The 15,127-nt window shown below is 70.0% G+C and carries 15 protein-coding genes; 2 read left to right on the top strand and 13 right to left on the bottom strand.

Going from position 1 to position 15,127, the window contains the following annotated elements:
* Window positions 1-63: 63 nt before the first annotated feature.
* Window positions 64-1,614: an MDR family MFS transporter gene (locus OG285_RS14380; protein WP_356835575.1), complete on the bottom strand. Its 1,551-nt coding sequence runs from the start codon at window positions 1,612-1,614 to the stop codon at window positions 64-66.
* 129 nt (window positions 1,615-1,743) lie between these two features.
* On the opposite strand from OG285_RS14380, the gene OG285_RS14385 reads away from it, so the two are divergent.
* Window positions 1,744-2,316 (top strand): TetR/AcrR family transcriptional regulator, encoded by a 573-nt coding sequence (locus OG285_RS14385; protein WP_371791150.1) that lies wholly within the window; start codon window positions 1,744-1,746, stop codon window positions 2,314-2,316.
* A gap of 16 nt (window positions 2,317-2,332) precedes the next feature.
* Here the strand turns inward: OG285_RS14385 and OG285_RS14390 are convergent, their stop codons facing one another.
* Complete coding sequence (locus tag OG285_RS14390; RefSeq protein WP_356835571.1) at window positions 2,333-3,025, bottom strand: M23 family metallopeptidase; 693 nt, start codon at window positions 3,023-3,025, stop codon at window positions 2,333-2,335.
* A 599-nt stretch (window positions 3,026-3,624) separates the two neighbouring features.
* Window positions 3,625-6,150 carry an ATP-dependent Clp protease ATP-binding subunit gene (locus tag OG285_RS14395; RefSeq protein ID WP_356835627.1) on the bottom strand — a complete coding sequence of 842 codons (2,526 nt, stop codon included), beginning with the start codon at window positions 6,148-6,150 and terminating at the stop codon, window positions 3,625-3,627.
* Window positions 6,151-6,579: 429 nt separating this feature from the next.
* On the opposite strand from OG285_RS14395, the gene OG285_RS14400 reads away from it, so the two are divergent.
* Entirely contained in the window at window positions 6,580-7,233 is a 654-nt protein-coding gene (locus OG285_RS14400) for an SCO3374 family protein (RefSeq protein ID WP_356835569.1), read from the top strand.
* On the opposite strand, the gene OG285_RS14405 is transcribed toward OG285_RS14400, so the two are convergent.
* The 10 genes from OG285_RS14405 to OG285_RS14450 form a co-directional block, all read right to left on the bottom strand.
* Window positions 7,212-7,547: an Lsr2 family protein gene (locus tag OG285_RS14405; protein ID WP_164264099.1), complete on the bottom strand. Its 336-nt coding sequence runs from the start codon at window positions 7,545-7,547 to the stop codon at window positions 7,212-7,214. The genes OG285_RS14400 and OG285_RS14405 overlap by 22 nt on opposite strands.
* Window positions 7,548-7,692: 145 nt before the next feature.
* Complete coding sequence (locus tag OG285_RS14410; protein WP_327296071.1) at window positions 7,693-8,214, bottom strand: amino-acid N-acetyltransferase; 522 nt, start codon at window positions 8,212-8,214, stop codon at window positions 7,693-7,695.
* Between the two features lie 10 nt (window positions 8,215-8,224).
* On the bottom strand, window positions 8,225-8,623 hold the full coding sequence (locus OG285_RS14415; RefSeq protein WP_356835567.1) for a BlaI/MecI/CopY family transcriptional regulator: 399 nt from the start codon (window positions 8,621-8,623) through the stop codon (window positions 8,225-8,227).
* Between the two features lie 107 nt (window positions 8,624-8,730).
* Entirely contained in the window at window positions 8,731-8,910 is a 180-nt protein-coding gene (locus OG285_RS14420) for a hypothetical protein (RefSeq protein WP_356835565.1), read from the bottom strand.
* 13 nt (window positions 8,911-8,923) lie between these two features.
* Window positions 8,924-9,490, bottom strand: coding sequence for a hypothetical protein (locus OG285_RS14425; RefSeq protein WP_356835624.1), 567 nt, complete (start codon window positions 9,488-9,490; stop codon window positions 8,924-8,926).
* 180 nt (window positions 9,491-9,670) lie between these two features.
* Window positions 9,671-10,468: a type III pantothenate kinase gene (locus OG285_RS14430; protein ID WP_164267894.1), complete on the bottom strand. Its 798-nt coding sequence runs from the start codon at window positions 10,466-10,468 to the stop codon at window positions 9,671-9,673.
* 3 nt (window positions 10,469-10,471) lie between these two features.
* The gene (gene nadC, locus OG285_RS14435) at window positions 10,472-11,482 is read right to left on the bottom strand and encodes a carboxylating nicotinate-nucleotide diphosphorylase (protein ID WP_371791151.1); all 1,011 of its coding nucleotides are present in this window, start codon (window positions 11,480-11,482) and stop codon (window positions 10,472-10,474) included.
* A complete protein-coding gene (locus OG285_RS14440; RefSeq protein WP_371791152.1) occupies window positions 11,479-13,263 on the bottom strand; it encodes an L-aspartate oxidase in 1,785 nt (594 codons plus the stop codon). Before OG285_RS14440 ends, nadC begins: the two co-directional genes overlap by 4 nt.
* On the bottom strand, window positions 13,260-14,147 hold the full coding sequence (panC, locus tag OG285_RS14445) for a pantoate--beta-alanine ligase (protein ID WP_371791153.1): 888 nt from the start codon (window positions 14,145-14,147) through the stop codon (window positions 13,260-13,262). Before panC ends, OG285_RS14440 begins: the two co-directional genes overlap by 4 nt.
* Window positions 14,144-15,043, bottom strand: a complete 900-nt coding sequence (locus OG285_RS14450; protein WP_356835556.1) for a DUF2520 domain-containing protein — start codon at window positions 15,041-15,043, stop codon at window positions 14,144-14,146. The genes panC and OG285_RS14450 overlap by 4 nt, the downstream gene beginning before the upstream one ends.
* Window positions 15,044-15,127 lie beyond the last annotated feature (84 nt).

The raw sequence follows: 15,127 nt of genomic DNA on the forward strand, positions 1-15,127 counted from the left end.
GGCCCCGGACGCGTCGCGCGTCCGGGGCCCACTCGTACACCTGCTGCGAAAGCGGTGCGGGAACTACAGCTCCTGCACCGGCGCCGGGGCGTCCGGGCCGCCGCGCAGGGCCACTTCCCTGACGAAGACGGCGGCCACGATGACCGCGAGTCCGGCGACGGCACCCAGCAGGAATCCGCCGTGGGTTCCCGCGGCGACCGCGAACTGGTACGCGTCCCGGGCCTTGTCCGGCAGCTTCGCCAGGCTCGCCGCGTCCAGCTGCGCCGAGGGGAGCGAGGCGCCCTTGCCCATCCGCGCGGTCATCTCGTCCTGCACCTTGTTGGTGAAGAGCGCGCCCATGATCGAGACGCCGAAGGACGAGCCGAGCGTACGGAAGAGGGTGGTCGAGGACGAGGCGACGCCCATGTCCTTCATCTCCACGCTGTTCTGCGCGACCAGCATGGTGATCTGCATCAGGAAGCCCATGCCGGCGCCGACCACGGCCATGTAGATGCCGGTCGTCAGGCGGGTGGTGTGGACGTCCATCGTGGACAGCAGGTACAGCCCGGCGACCATCAGGACGCCGCCCGCGATCGGGAAGGCCTTGTACTTGCCGGTATTGGTGGTGACCCGCCCCGCGATGAGCGAGACCGCCATCATCGCCAGCAGCATGGGCATCAGCAGCAGCCCGGAGTTGGTCGCGGATGCGCCCTGCACCGACTGCTGGAACAGCGGCAGGAAGAGCATCGCGCCGAACATCACGAAACCGGTCAGGAAGCCGATGATCGACATCAGCGAGAAGTTGCGGTTGCGGAAGATGTGCAGCGGCACGATCGGCTCGGCGGCCCTGGTCTCCCAGAAGACGAACCCGATCAGTGCGGCGACGCCGATGAAGATGAGCTCCATGATGACGGCCGAACCCCAGGCGTACTCCGAACCGCCCCAGGTGGTGACCAGCACGATCGAGACGATGCCGATGGTCAGCAGCGCCGTACCCAGGTAGTCGATCCGGCCCCGGGCCCGCTTCTTGGGCAGGTGCAGCACGGTCGTGACCATGGCGAGCGCGACCGCGCCCAGCGGGAGGTTGATGTAGAAGGTCCAGCGCCAGCCGAGGTGGTCGGTGATGGCACCGCCGACGAGCGGCCCGCCGATCATCGCGACCGCCATGACGCCGGCCATCATGCCCTGGTACTTGCCGCGCTCACGCGGCGGAATCAGGTCGCCGATGATCGCCATGACGCCGACCATCAGACCGCCGGCCCCGAGGCCCTGGATCGCCCGGAACCCGATGAGCTGGCTCATGTCCTGCGCCATACCGCTCGCCGCGGAGCCGATCAGGAAGATCACGATGGAGGCGAGGAAGGCGCCCTTGCGCCCGTACATGTCGCCGACCTTGCCCCAGATGGGCGTGGACGCCGCCGTCGCCAGCGTGTACGCCGTCACCACCCAGGACAGATGTGCCAGCCCGCCCAGCTCGCCGACGATGGTCGGCATCGCCGTGTTCACGATCATGTTGTCGAGCATCGCGAGCAACATCGCGATCATCAGCGCGAACAGCACCACCCGGACGCTGCGCGGCTGCGGCTCGGCTTTGCCTTCCGCTTCCGGTCTCGCCAGTTCTGCGGTTTCCGACACGTACCCCACCACTCCCCTGAACCTGCCGGGCCCGATCCGATACTTACTTGACGCCCGGCTAGTTGACTACACTGGGAGAAGGTAGTCGGCTACTAGCCGGGCGTCAAGTAAGTATCGCGGGAGAGCACCATGGGCAGCAGAGGCAACACCCGCCAGCGGATCCAGGATGTCGCGCTGGGGCTCTTCGTCGAGCAGGGGTACGAGAAGACCTCGCTGCGGGAGATCGCCGAGAAGCTCGACGTCACCAAGGCGGCGCTCTATTACCACTTCAAGACCAAGGAAGACATCCTCGTCAGTCTCTTCCACGACCTGTCGGCACCCATCGACGAGGTCATCGCCTGGGGCCAGACCCAGCCCCGCAGCCTGGAGACGAAGAAGGAGGTCCTGCGCCGCTACAGCGAAGCGCTCAGCGGCGCGGCCCCGCTCTTCCGCTTCATGCAGGAGAACCAGGGGACGGTACGGGAGCTGAGTGTCGGCGAGAACTTCAAGGACCGGATGCTGCTCCTGCTCGACCTGGTCAGAGCACCCGACGCCTCACTGGCCGACCAGGTGCGCTGCTACAGCGCGCTCTTCACCATGCACGCGGGATCGTTCGCCCTGAAGGACGCCGATGGCGACCCCGAGGAGAAGCGCAAGGCTGTCCTCGAGGTCGCCATCGAACTCATGACCCAGGCCCATCTGGACGCGGGCGTGGGGCGTTAGCTTCCGCCCGGGCCGGTCAGAACTTGATGCCGTGGGCCTTCAGGAACGGCATCGGGTTGTAGCCCGAGCCGTAGTTCGGGCCCGTGCGGATCTCGAAGTGCAGGTGCGGGCCGGTCACGTTGCCGGTCGCACCGGACTTGGCGATGACCTGGCCGGTCTTCACGGTCTGGCCTATGTGGACGTCGATCTGCGACAGGTGCGCGTACTGCGAGTACGTGTTGTCGCTGTGCTTGATCTCGATCGCGTTGCCGTACGCCGGACCGTCGCCGCCGCCGTTGGGGCCGGCCTTCACGACGGTGCCGCCGTGCACGGCCATGACCGACGTGCCGGTCGGGACGACGAAGTCCTGGCCCGAGTGCTTGTGGGACCACATGTGGCCGGCCTCGCCGAAGGGCTCACCGATCACGGGGTGCGTGACGGGCGAGACCCACGCGTCGGCGGTCTTCTTCGCCTTGGCGGCCTTGGCGGCCTTCGTGGCCTTGGCCGTCTTGGCGGTGTGCTCCGCGGCCTTGGACTGGGCGCTGGCCTGGTGGGCGAGCGCGGTCGCGGCGTTCGAGGTGCCTGCGGGTGCGGTGGCCGGGTGTGCGTCGGCAGCGACCGCGACCCCGGCTCCCAGCGCGACCGACACTCCGAGCCCGGCGGCTACGACCGCAGCGCGGGTGCGAAGCGGGGACCGGCGGGACACGGGGGACGTGGTGTGCTTCTGCATACGTGGGACTCCGTACATCGGTGGACCCAACCATTCAGGTCGGGCGGACCACTCATTGGTAACCCATGACGCGAAGCGCCCAAAACGCCCATCTACGACATTGCGTCGTAGGGAAACCGCAGGAAAAGTCCCCCCGGATCGCGGGGTCACAGCGCGCCCGGCGCCACCGGATCGCCCCGAATCGGTGCGTTTGAGCCCAGTCCACCCGGGCAGGGATCGGCATCGCGCGGGCGGCGCCCCCCGGGGGCCGAAAGTCCCGGGCCTCCCGGTCCGGAAGGCCCGGCGGCCGCCGGCGCCGCCTCCCCTATTCCGGGTAGTAGGCCAAAACCCCCCTGTGGCGCTTGTCACCCGCGAGGGACCAACGCCTGCCCGTTCCGGGACCTTCGGCGGCCGGCCCGGACGGCCGTTCCCAGCAGGACGCCCCCCGAAGAGGGACCGGAAAGAGGGCCGGGAGGGGGCAGGCAAGGGGTGGGAGGGGCCGGGGAGAGGGGTGGGCGAGCGCGCATCAGGCAGCGGGGGCACAGCAAAGGGCGGCCCCGGAACCGATGACCGGTTCCGGGGCCGCCCTCTTGTCGCTCAGGCCGCTCGACGCGTCAGCGTCAGACGTCCTTCGTCATGTTCGGGCCGGAGCCACCGGCCGCCTGCTCGATCGGCGGGGCGTCCGGCAGAGCCGACTTCTCCTCGCCGCGGAAGGTGAACTTCTTGTCGTCACCCTCGCCCTCGACGCCGACGACCACGATGTGACCGGGGCGCAGCTCACCGAAGAGGATCTTCTCGGAGAGGATGTCCTCGATCTCGCGCTGGATCGTGCGCCGCAGCGGACGCGCGCCCATCACCGGGTCGTAGCCGTGCTTGGCGAGCAGGGACTTGGCGTCCGGGCTGAGCTCAAGGCCCATGTCCCGGTCGCGCAGCCGCTCGTCGACCTTCTCGACCATGAGGTCGACGATCTGGATGATGTCTTCCTCGGTCAGCTGGTGGAAGACCACCGTGTCATCGACACGGTTGAGGAACTCGGGGCGGAAGTGCTGCTTCAGCTCCTCGTTGACCTTGGCCTTCATCCGGTCGTATCCGGTCTTGACGTCGCCCTGGGCGGCGAAGCCCAGGTTGAAGCCCTTGGAGATGTCCCGGGTCCCGAGGTTGGTCGTCATGATGATGACCGTGTTCTTGAAGTCCACCACCCGGCCCTGGGAGTCGGTCAGACGACCGTCTTCCAGAATCTGGAGCAGGGAATTGAAGATATCGGGGTGGGCCTTCTCGACCTCGTCGAAGAGAACGACCGAGAACGGCTTCCTGCGCACCTTCTCGGTGAGCTGGCCGCCCTCTTCGTAACCCACGTATCCGGGGGGAGAACCGAAGAGACGGGAAACCGTGTGCTTCTCGCTGAACTCCGACATGTCGAGGGAGATCAGTGCGTCCTCGTCGCCGAAGAGGAATTCGGCGAGCGTCTTGGAGAGCTCGGTCTTACCGACACCGGACGGGCCGGCGAAGATGAACGAGCCACCGGGGCGCTTCGGGTCCTTCAGGCCCGCTCGCGTACGGCGGATCGCCTGCGACAGGGCCTTGATGGCGTCCTTCTGCCCGATGACGCGCTTGTGCAGCTCGTCCTCCATGCGGAGCAGCCGCGAGGACTCCTCCTCGGTGAGCTTGAAGACCGGGATGCCCGTGGCCGTGGCCAGCACCTCGGCGATCAGCTCGCCGTCGACCTCGGCGACGACGTCCATGTCGCCGGCCTTCCACTCCTTCTCCCGCTTGGTCTTCGCGGCCAGCAGCTGCTTCTCCTTGTCGCGGAGCGAAGCTGCCTTCTCGAAGTCCTGGGAGTCGATGGCCGACTCCTTGTCGCGGCGGACGTTCGCGATCTTCTCGTCGAACTCGCGGAGGTCCGGCGGCGCGGTCATCCGGCGGATGCGCATCCGTGAGCCGGCCTCGTCGATCAGGTCGATCGCCTTGTCCGGCAGGAAGCGGTCCGAGATGTACCGGTCCGCCAGGGTGGCGGCCTGCACCAGGGCCTCGTCCGTGATGGAGACACGGTGGTGGGCCTCGTACCGGTCGCGCAGGCCCTTGAGGATCTCGATGGTGTGCGGAAGGGAAGGCTCCGCCACCTGGATCGGCTGGAAGCGGCGCTCGAGGGCCGCGTCCTTCTCAAGGTGCTTGCGGTACTCGTCGAGCGTGGTGGCACCGATGGTCTGGAGCTCTCCACGGGCGAGCATCGGCTTCAGGATCGAAGCCGCGTCGATCGCGCCCTCGGCGGCGCCCGCACCCACCAGGGTGTGGAGCTCGTCGATGAACAGGATGATGTCGCCGCGGGTGCGGATCTCCTTGAGGACCTTCTTCAGGCGCTCCTCGAAGTCACCGCGGTAGCGGGATCCGGCGACGAGCGCGCCGAGGTCGAGGGTGTAGAGGTGCTTGTCCTTGAGGGTCTCGGGCACCTCGCCCTTGACGATGGCCTGCGCCAGTCCTTCGACGACCGCCGTCTTTCCGACGCCGGGCTCGCCGATGAGGACCGGGTTGTTCTTGGTACGGCGCGACAGCACCTGCATGACCCGCTCGATCTCCTTCTCGCGCCCGATGACCGGGTCGAGCTTGGATTCGCGGGCCGCCTGGGTGAGGTTGCGGCCGAACTGGTCCAGGACGAGCGAGGTCGAGGGCGTGCCCTCGGCGGGACCGCCCGCGGCGGCCGTCTCCTTGCCCTGGTAACCGGAGAGCAGCTGGATGACCTGCTGCCGGACCCGGTTCAGATCGGCGCCCAGCTTCACGAGGACCTGGGCTGCGACGCCCTCGCCCTCGCGGATCAGGCCGAGCAGGATGTGCTCCGTACCGATGTAGTTGTGGCCGAGCTGAAGAGCCTCCCGGAGCGACAGCTCCAGGACCTTCTTGGCACGAGGGGTGAAGGGGATGTGGCCGGACGGGGCCTGCTGCCCCTGACCGATGATCTCCTCCACCTGCTGGCGGACCGCCTCGAGCGAAATCCCGAGGCTCTCCAGGGCCTTAGCGGCGACACCCTCACCCTCATGGATAAGGCCCAGGAGAATGTGCTCGGTGCCGATGTAGTTGTGGTTGAGCATCCGGGCTTCTTCCTGAGCCAGGACGACAACCCGCCGCGCGCGGTCGGTGAACCTCTCGAACATCGTTAATCGCTCCTCAGAGCGGTCGGGCAGCGAGGGGTCGGTCCCCTCCCAGTCCTTCCGCATGCTAGTCCCGCGGGGCGGGACAGCTCATTCCAACTGCCGACACCCGTCCATGGCCTCCGGCCCGAACAGCCGACAACTGCTCCAACCCGATGGTGCGAGACGATGTTCCCGCAGGCCAGGCAGATACCCCTGTCTCCAGTACGCCGATGGCGAACGTGAGACCGCCTGAACCGCGTGTCGCCCCTCCCCACTAGGTATGTCTTACCCGCAGAGACTGACAGTCCATGCGGCGTGCGACGGTTCCCCTCAGCTACGGGCGAACATCCTGGCGCCCCCGAACACGTCCGCACGCCTCTTGTTCATCAACAGAAAGCAATCAAGCGGAAGCTCTGCGTAACTCCGGCACATTCCGGGAGTTGCTCAGTCATGGCCTTCACCGTTCCGTCCCCCCGCGAACCGGCCGACAGCACGCGCAGCAGCACCGGAAGCGGCAGCACCGACAGCACGCTCCGCTGGTACGAGTCCCGGCTGGGCTGGGCCGCGCTGGCGGGCCCCCCGGTCCGGCTGTTGACCGGGCTGCGTTTCGACGTACTCGACCTGCCGTCCGATGCCGGGTTCGCACTGCTGCGCAGGATGCCCGTCACGGGGCCGGCGGCACTGGACGGCTCCCGGATGCGGCTGCTGGTGGCGGCGGGCAGCGCCGATGAGGTGCCGGGGCTGCTCGACTGGCTGGAGTGGGGCGGGATCGCACTGGATCTGACCGCCATCGGTACGGGCGGCCTGATCAGGGCTCCCGAGCCTCCCGGGCCGCGCGGCGCACAGGGGGCCGCCCGCTGGTTGCGACCCCCCGAGCCGGGGCGCGATGTGGAGCCGGCCCTGCCCGTGTTCAGCCGGTTCGGGGAGCGGGGCAGCGCTCCCGACCTGGTGCGGCTCGTGGACGCGGCGGCGACGGAATGCCACCGGGCCCGGATGGTGCGTATCGCTGCGGCTTTCCGGGGGGCGCCCCCCGGAGCCCGGACTGCGACTGTCCGGGGTGCGAACCCCGGACCTCCCGGGAATCAGCCGTTGGCCTTCTCGTAGGCCTCACGGATGTCCGCGGGCACACGGCCGCGGTCATTCACGTTGTAACCGTTCTCCTTGGCCCACTTGCGAATCTCGGCGGTGTCCTTGTTGCCGCCGACGGCGATACGGGCCTTGCCGCGGCCACTGGTGCCACGGCCACCGGTGCGACGACCGCCCTTGGCGTACGGCTCCAGCAGCGTGCGGAGCTTGTCCGCGTTCGCGGTGGTGAGGTCGATCTCGTACGTCTTGCCATCCAGAGCGAACGTCACGGTCTCGTCCGCCTCGCCGCCGTCGAGGTCATCGACAAGAAGGACCTGAACCTTCTGTGCCACTGGATTTCCTTTCATCGAAAAATTCAGTACGCGGAAAGGAAACCGCTTTTCTCTGGAAAACACAAACCCCCGGCAGAGGTTCAGGAGTGCAAGAACACGGGAAACATGCGCGATTCGGACATAGGGTTCCGGGGCGAAGTGGCCGTCACAGGTGCAGAAGCATCCGACTGTTGCCCAAGGTGTTCGGCTTCACCCGTTCGAGACCGAGGAACTCGGCGACTCCCTCGTCATAGGAACGCAGCAGCTCGCTGTAGACATCTCCGTCGACAGGAGTCTCACCGATCTCGGTGAAGCCGTGCTTCGCGAAGAAGTCGACTTCGAAGGTCAGGCAGAATACCCGGCGCACCCCGATCCACCGCGCCGTCTGCAACAGCTTGTCGAGGACCTGGTGGCCCACTCCGGCGCCCTTGAACTCACGGTCCACCGCGAGAGTGCGTACTTCTGCGAGGTCTTCCCACATCACATGGAGGGCCCCGCAGCCGACGACCTTCGCGTCGTCGTCGCGTTCCGCGACCCAGAACTCCTGGATGGACTCGTAAAGCGTCACCGTCGCTTTGTCGAGCAGGATCCGCTCACGCACGTACGCGTCCAGGAGTCCGCGCACCGCCGGCACATCGCTGGTCCTGGCTCTGCGGACGGTGAGGGCTTTTGCTCGCGTACCTGGCATGCGCAAGACGTTATCGCCCTGCGTCCCCGTCCCGGTCATCGCGGTCCGCGTCCCCCTGAACGATGCGCAAAGCATCACGGAGTGCATCGCGTTGCTCGGAGGACATCATGCCGAAGAAGGCGACAAGGGCGGCCGCGGAGTTGTCACTCGTGGACCAGGCTTCGTTCATCAGTGCGGCCGAGTAGGCGGCGCGGGTGGAGACCGCCGTATATCGATAGGCGCGGCCGTCGACTTCCCGCCGCACCCAGCCCTTCTGATGGAGATTGTCCAATACGGTCATCACGGTGGTGTAGGCGATGGTCCGGTCGCGTTCGAGGTCTTCCAGTACTTCTCTGACAGTGACCGGACGGTTCCACTCCCAGACGCGTGACATGACGGCGTCTTCCAGCTCTCCCAATTGACGGGGCACATCTGAACCATAGTGCGAGATGTCACGAATAGCTGGTTATTAGCGCAGAAAACACAGAAGAGGGCGTACAGCGTGAAATGCCGTACGCCCTCCGGGCACAGCCGCGGTCAGCTCGCGCTGCCACCCGTCGGCTGAACGGCGGCCTCGGCGCGGGCGAGCGCCGCGTCCACGGCCGCATCTTCCTTGGCCTTGTTCGGGCCGCCCTGGGTCTTCACGATCGTCCTGACGACGATCGTGAAGAACACGGCCATTACCACGGGGGGCACAAGCGCGGAAACGTAGTCCATACGGACAGAGTAGCTAGCCTGTCAGCGAGTGCTGAGCGGGGGGCGCCGCAGGCTTTCGGCGTGGCGGGAAGACCTCGGACGGCTTGGGGGCCGGGCGGGGTCGGACCGGCTCCTTGACCGGGGCCGGACGCTTCGGCCGGTCCGGGTCGCCGGACGTGCGGCCGCCGGGCAGCGCGAGCAGCCGGGTGCGCGGGCCCGGGGTCACGGCGCGGCCCGCGAGCCGGGCGCGTACCGACTGCTCGGCCAGGGCCCGGCAGCGCCTCAGCAGGGCGTCGCCGGACGGCGCGCCGCGGAGGGTGCGCAGAGCGGCGAGGTCCTCGGGGCGGGGGTCGTAACCGGCGGCCAGAGCGTCCTGGAGCAGTTCCGTGTAGCTGCCGGACGTGCCGGGGAGGGCGTCGCGGTAGCGGGCGAGGTCGGCGAGGAGGAAGGCACGCAGTCTGCCCGCCTCCGCGATGGTCTCGTCCACGGACTCGGCGAGACGCAGACAGTCCTGGACGTCCTCTTCTGCGACGGGGGTCGGGTTGAGGGCGATGGCAAGGGCGCGTCGGAGCACACGCAGCTCATCCGCGCTGAAGGCCATGCCGCCTCGGGATCCGTAGGGCGTGGGCATGGAACGACGATACGTACTAAAGGGACAATATCCGCTTAATGGACTGGTGTGGCGCGGCGGGGTACGGAGTCCACCCCGCCGGGCCGCACCCGCCCGTCAGACGCGTGAACAGCACAGCGGGTCAATACGCCTGAGCCCTGCCCGGCCGGTTCACAGCCGGGCCACGTTCCGCTCGTACACCAGGCGCAGCCCGATCAGCGTCAGCCACGGCTCGTGCTCGTCGATGACCGTGGCCTCGCTGAGCACCATCGGGGCGAGACCGCCGGTGGCGATGACCGTGACGTCCGCCGGGTCGTCGGCGAGCTCGCGGGCCATCCGGTTCACCACCCCGTCGACCTGTCCCGCGAAGCCGTAGATGATGCCGGACTGCATGGCCTCGACGGTGTTCTTGCCGATCACGCTGCGCGGGCGGGCCAGTTCGATCTTGCGGAGCTGGGCACCCTTCACACCGAGCGCCTCGACCGAGATCTCGATGCCGGGGGCGATGACACCACCGGTGTACTCGCCGCGCGCCGACACCGCGTCGAAGGTCGTCGCCGTACCGAAGTCGACGACGACGGCGGGGCCGCCGTACAGCTCGACCGCGGCGACCGCGTTGATGATGCGGTCGGCGCCGACCTCCTTCGGGTTGTCCACCAGGATCGGGACGCCCGTCCTGATGCCGGGCTCGACCAGGACGGCGGGGACGTCGCCGTAGTAGCGGCGGGTCACCTCGCGCAGTTCGTGCAGGACGGAGGGGACGGTCGAGCAGACCGCGATCCCCTCGATGCCGTCGCCGAGTCCGCGGCCGAGCAGCGGGTGCATGCCCATCAGGCCCTGGAGCAGTACGGCGAGTTCGTCGGCCGTGCGGCGGGCGTCGGTGGAGATGCGCCAGTGCTCCACGATCTCGTCGCCGTCGAACAGGCCGAGGACGGTGTGGGTGTTGCCGACGTCGATGGTGAGCAGCATGGATTACTCCGCCTCGCGCAGGTCGAGGCCGATGTCGAGGATCGGCGACGAGTGCGTGAGCCCGCCGACCGCCAGGTGGTCGACGCCCGTCTCGGCGTAGGCCCGGGCCGTGTCCAGGGTGAGCCGGCCCGAGGACTCCAGGAGGGCGCGGCCGCCGACGAGCGCGACGGCCTCGGCGGTCTGCGCCGGGGTGAAGTTGTCCAGCAGGATCAGGTCGGCGCCCGCGTCCAGGACCTCGGTGACCTGGGCGAGGGTGTCCACCTCGACCTCGATGGCGAGGTCGGGGAACTCGGCGCGGACGAGCTTGAACGCCTCGGCGACCCCGCCGGCCGCGACCACGTGGTTGTCCTTGACCAGAGCCGCGTCGGAGAGCGACATCCGGTGGTTGACGCCGCCCCCGCAGCGCACCGCGTACTTCTCCAGGGCGCGCAGCCCCGGCGTGGTCTTGCGGGTGTCGCGGACCTTGGCGCCGGTGCCTTCGAGTACGTCGGCCCAGGCGCGGGTGGCGGTCGCGATGCCGGAGAGGCGGCACAGCAGGTTGAGCGCGCTGCGCTCGGCGGTCAGCAGGTCGCGGGTGCGGGTGGTGACCGAGAGCAGCTTCTGCCCGGCGGCGACGCGCTCGCCGTCCTCGACGTGCCGCTCGACCTCGAAGGCCTCGGTACAGACGAGGGAGAGCACCGCTTCGGCGACGCGCAGGCCCGCGACCGTACCGGCCTCGCGCGCGGTGAAGTCGCCGGTGGCGACGGCGTCGGCGGGGACGGTCGCGACACTCGTCACGTCCACGCCCCCGTCGAGGTCCTCGTCGATGGCGAGGTGCGCGATGTCCTCGACCAGCACCGGGTCGAGCCCCGACGCGGCCAGGAGCTCGGCGAGAGCGGGGTCGAGACCGCACTCCATGGGGTCGGCGTCGTAGGCGTCGCCGCCGCAGGCGCACGCGTCGCCGCAGCCACCCGCTGACTCGGCGCTCACGGCGTCGTCGCCGATCTGGTGGAGGGGGAGGTCGGTCACGGTCACTGCTCCTGAGGGCGCTGAGGGAGGGTCGGGGGGAAGTCGGCACTGTCCGTGGTGTGCACGGCGAGCGAACGGTCGGGGCGCAGCCGTACGACGAGGTGGCGGCGCCAGCCGGTGTCGTCGCGGTCCGCACGGTCCTCGCGCCAGTGGCAGCCGCGGGTCTCCTCGCGGCGCTGCGCGGCGGCGGTGAGGACGCGGGCGACGCAGAGGAGGTTGGTCGCCTCCCAGGCCTCGACGCCCGGTTCGGCGGGCTTCAGGGCGACGGCGGGCAGCGCTTCCGGGGCTCCGGCCGCCGCCGCGTCCATGGCGGCCCCGGCCGCCGCTTCCGCCACGGCCTCGGCTGCGGCCTGCGCCTCCGCCTCGGCACGGATCGCCTCCAGCCCGTCCGCCGCCCCGGCGAGGCTCTCCGCGGAGCGGAGCACTCCGGCGCCCGCCGTCATGATGCGCTGGATACGGAGCCGGGCCTCGGGCGCGAGGAGCGGGAGCGTGCCGGGCTCGGCCGGGGGAACGGCCGCCGCGGTGCGCCCGCCGGTGCCCGCCGCGACGATGTCGTCGGCGATGCGCTCGGCGAAGACCAGGCCTTCCAGGAGGGAGTTGGACGCGAGCCGGTTCGCGCCGTGCACACCGGTGCAGGCGACCTCACCGCAGGCGTACAGACCGGGGACGGTGGTGCGGCCGTGCAGGTCGGTGCGGACACCGCCCGACGCGTAGTGCGCGGCCGGGGCGACCGGGACCGGCTCGGTCACCGGGTCGATGCCGTGGCTGCGACAGGCGGCGAGGATCGTCGGGAAGCGCTGCTCCCACATCTCGGCGCCGAAGTGGCGGGCGTCGAGATACATGTGCTCGGTGCCGTGCTCCTGCATCCGGCGGGTGATGGCCTTGGCCACGATGTCGCGGGGTGCCAGCTCGGCCAGCTCGTGCTGCCCGGTCATGAAGCGGACCCCGTCGGCGTCGACGAGGTGGGCGCCCTCGCCCCGTACCGCTTCGGAGACCAGCGGCTGCTGGCCCTCGGCGCCCGCGCCGAGGAAGAGCACCGTGGGATGGAACTGGACGAATTCCAGGTCGGAGATCTCGGCGCCGGCCCGGAGCGCCAGGGCCACGCCGTCGCCCGTGGAGACGGCGGGGTTGGTGGTCGCCGAGAAGATCTGGCCCATGCCGCCGGTGGCGAGCACGACCGCCGGCGCGCGGACCGCGCCGACGCCGTCGTGCTGGCCCTCCCCCATGACGTGCAGGGTGACGCCCGCCGTACGGCCTTCGGCGTCGGTGAGGAGGTCGAGGACCAGGGCGTTCTCCACGGTGCGCAGCGCGGCCCCGCGGACCGCGTCGACCAGGGCGCGGGAGATCTCGGCTCCGGTGGCGTCGCCGCCCGCGTGCGCGATACGGCGGCGGTGGTGGCCGCCCTCCCGGGTGAGGGCGATGCCGCCGGTCTCGTCGGTGTCGAACCGCGCGCCCGTCGCGATGAGCCTGCGTACGGCGTCGGGCCCCTCGGTGACCAGGGTGCGGACCGCCTCCTCGTCGCAGAGCCCGGCCCCCGCGACCAGCGTGTCGTCGAGGTGCTGCCCGGGGGTGTCGCCCTCGCCGAGCGCCGCCGCGATGCCGCCCTGGGCCCAGCGGGTCGAGCCGTCGTCGAGGCGGGCCTTGGTCACGACGACGGTGCGCAGCCCCGCCGAGGTGCAGCGCAGCGCGGCGGTCAGGCCGGCCACTCCGGATCCGACGATCACGACGTCGGCGTCGATCTCCCAGCCGGGGGCGGGGGCGTGCAGGCGTATTCCGGTTCCGGTCACTGTGGTTCCCCGAAGGTCAGCGGGATGTTGTCGATCAGACGCGTCGTACCGACCCGGGCGGCGACCGCGAGGACGGCTTCGCCCCGGTGGTCGTCGGTGGCCTCGGTGAAGTCGGACGGGTCGATCAGGGACAGGTAGTCCAGGGAGAGCGCCGCCCCGTCGAGAACGGCCCGCGCGGCGGCGCGCACGGCCGCGGGGGTGGCGGGGGCGGTCGGCGTGGCGGCCGCGAGGGTGTCCCGGCCCGCGAACAGGGCACGGGACAGGGCCAGTGCGGTGGTGCGGTCACCGGTGGAGAGGAAGCGGTTGCGGCTGGACATCGCCAGCCCGTCCGGTTCCCGGACGGTCGGTACGCCGACGATCCCGACCGGGAAGTTGAGGTCGCGCGCCATCCGCCGTACCAGGGCGAGCTGTTGGGCGTCCTTCTGCCCGAACAGCGCGACGTCGGGGCGGGTGAGGTGCAGGAGTTTGGCGACGACGGTGAGCATGCCGTCGAAGTGGCCGGGCCGCGCCGCGCCCTCGAAACGCTCCCCCATCGGGCCCCCGGCGATCCGGACCTGGGGCTCGCCGCCCGGGTAGACCTCGTCGGCCGAGGGGGCGAAGACGGCGTCGGCGCCGGCCAGTTCGGCGACGGCGAGGTCCGCTTCGAGGGTGCGCGGGTAGCGGTCGAGGTCTTCACCCGCCCCGAACTGCAACGGGTTGACGAAGACGGTCACGACGACCTGTCCTGCCTCGCCCGCCTGCTCCCTGGCGGCCCGTACGAGGGTGGCGTGGCCGTCGTGCAGGGCGCCCATGGTCATGACGACGGCGCGGGTCCCGGTCCGTCCGCCCGCGGGCGGCAGGGCGTGCAGTTCGGCGGCCGTGTGCAGCAGCGCGGTGGTGGTCATCGCGACTCTCCGTCCGCGAGGACTCCGAGCAGGTCCTCGGCCAGTTCCGGCTTGAGCAGTCCGTGGGCGAGGGCGCGGTCCGCCGTCGTACGGGCCATCGCCAGATAACCGGCGACGGCCTGCGGTGCGTGCTTGCGCAACTCCTCGACGTGCGCCGCGACCGTGCCCGCGTCACCGCGGGCGACCGGCCCGGTCAGCGCGGCGTCGCCGGACCTGAGGGCGTTGTCGAGGGCGGCGCCGAGGAGCGGTCCCAGCATCCGGTCGGGGGCGGCCACCCCCGCCGTGCTCAGCAGCTCCATCGACTGGGCGACCAGGGTGACCAGGTGGTTCGCACCGAGGGCGAGTGCCGCGTGGTAGAGCGGACGGGACTCCTCCGCGATCCACTCCGGCTCGCCGCCCATCTCGATGACCAGCGCCTCCGCGGCGAGCCGCAGCTCGTCGGGGGCGGTCACGCCGAAGGAGCAGCCGGCCAGCCGCTGGACGTCCACGGAGGTGCCGGTGAAGGTCATCGCCGGGTGCAGTGCGAGCGGCAGGGCTCCGGCGCGCAGCGCGGGGTCGAGCACCCCGGTGCCGAACCGGCCCGACGTATGGACCAGGAGCTGGCCCGGCCGGACCGCACCGGTCTCGGCCAGGCCCTCCACCAGCGCGGGCAGCGCGTCGTCGGGCACGGTCAGCAGGACCAGCTCGGCGCGGGCCAGCACCTCGGCCGGGGTGACCAGGGGGACGTCGGGGAGCAGGACGGCGGCCCTGCGGACGGATGCGTCGGAGACGCCGGACGCGGCGACCGGGCGGTGCCCGGCGAGCTGGAGCGCGGCGGCGAGGGCGGGGCCCACCCGGCCCGCTCCGACCACGCCGACGGTGAGCCGCGCGGGGCGGGATTCTGCTGATGCGTTCACGTGGGACGGCCTTCCGTTCCAGTCCGCGAGGGGTACCGGACGATTTCCCCGTCATGCTACGCCCAGGATTCGGGGGAACTCGTT

This window comes from Streptomyces sp. NBC_01471 (assembly GCF_041438865.1).
GTDB lineage: Bacteria > Actinomycetota > Actinomycetes > Streptomycetales > Streptomycetaceae > Streptomyces.

Excerpts from the sequence above, each read along its gene's own strand:
- panC (WP_371791153.1), bottom strand. The coding sequence starts at position 14,147 with ATGACCACCACCGCGCTGCTGCACACGGCCGCCGAACTGCACGCCCTG.
- OG285_RS14395 (WP_356835627.1), bottom strand. The coding sequence starts at position 6,150 with ATGTTCGAGAGGTTCACCGACCGCGCGCGGCGGGTTGTCGTCCTGGCT.
- OG285_RS14420 (WP_356835565.1), bottom strand. The coding sequence starts at position 8,910 with ATGGACTACGTTTCCGCGCTTGTGCCCCCCGTGGTAATGGCCGTGTTC.
- OG285_RS14400 (WP_356835569.1), top strand. The coding sequence starts at position 6,580 with ATGGCCTTCACCGTTCCGTCCCCCCGCGAACCGGCCGACAGCACGCGC.
- OG285_RS14390 (WP_356835571.1), bottom strand. The coding sequence starts at position 3,025 with ATGCAGAAGCACACCACGTCCCCCGTGTCCCGCCGGTCCCCGCTTCGC.
- OG285_RS14410 (WP_327296071.1), bottom strand. The coding sequence starts at position 8,214 with ATGCCAGGTACGCGAGCAAAAGCCCTCACCGTCCGCAGAGCCAGGACC.
- OG285_RS14430 (WP_164267894.1), bottom strand. The coding sequence starts at position 10,468 with ATGCTGCTCACCATCGACGTCGGCAACACCCACACCGTCCTCGGCCTG.
- OG285_RS14425 (WP_356835624.1), bottom strand. The coding sequence starts at position 9,490 with ATGGCCTTCAGCGCGGATGAGCTGCGTGTGCTCCGACGCGCCCTTGCC.
- OG285_RS14385 (WP_371791150.1), top strand. The coding sequence starts at position 1,744 with ATGGGCAGCAGAGGCAACACCCGCCAGCGGATCCAGGATGTCGCGCTG.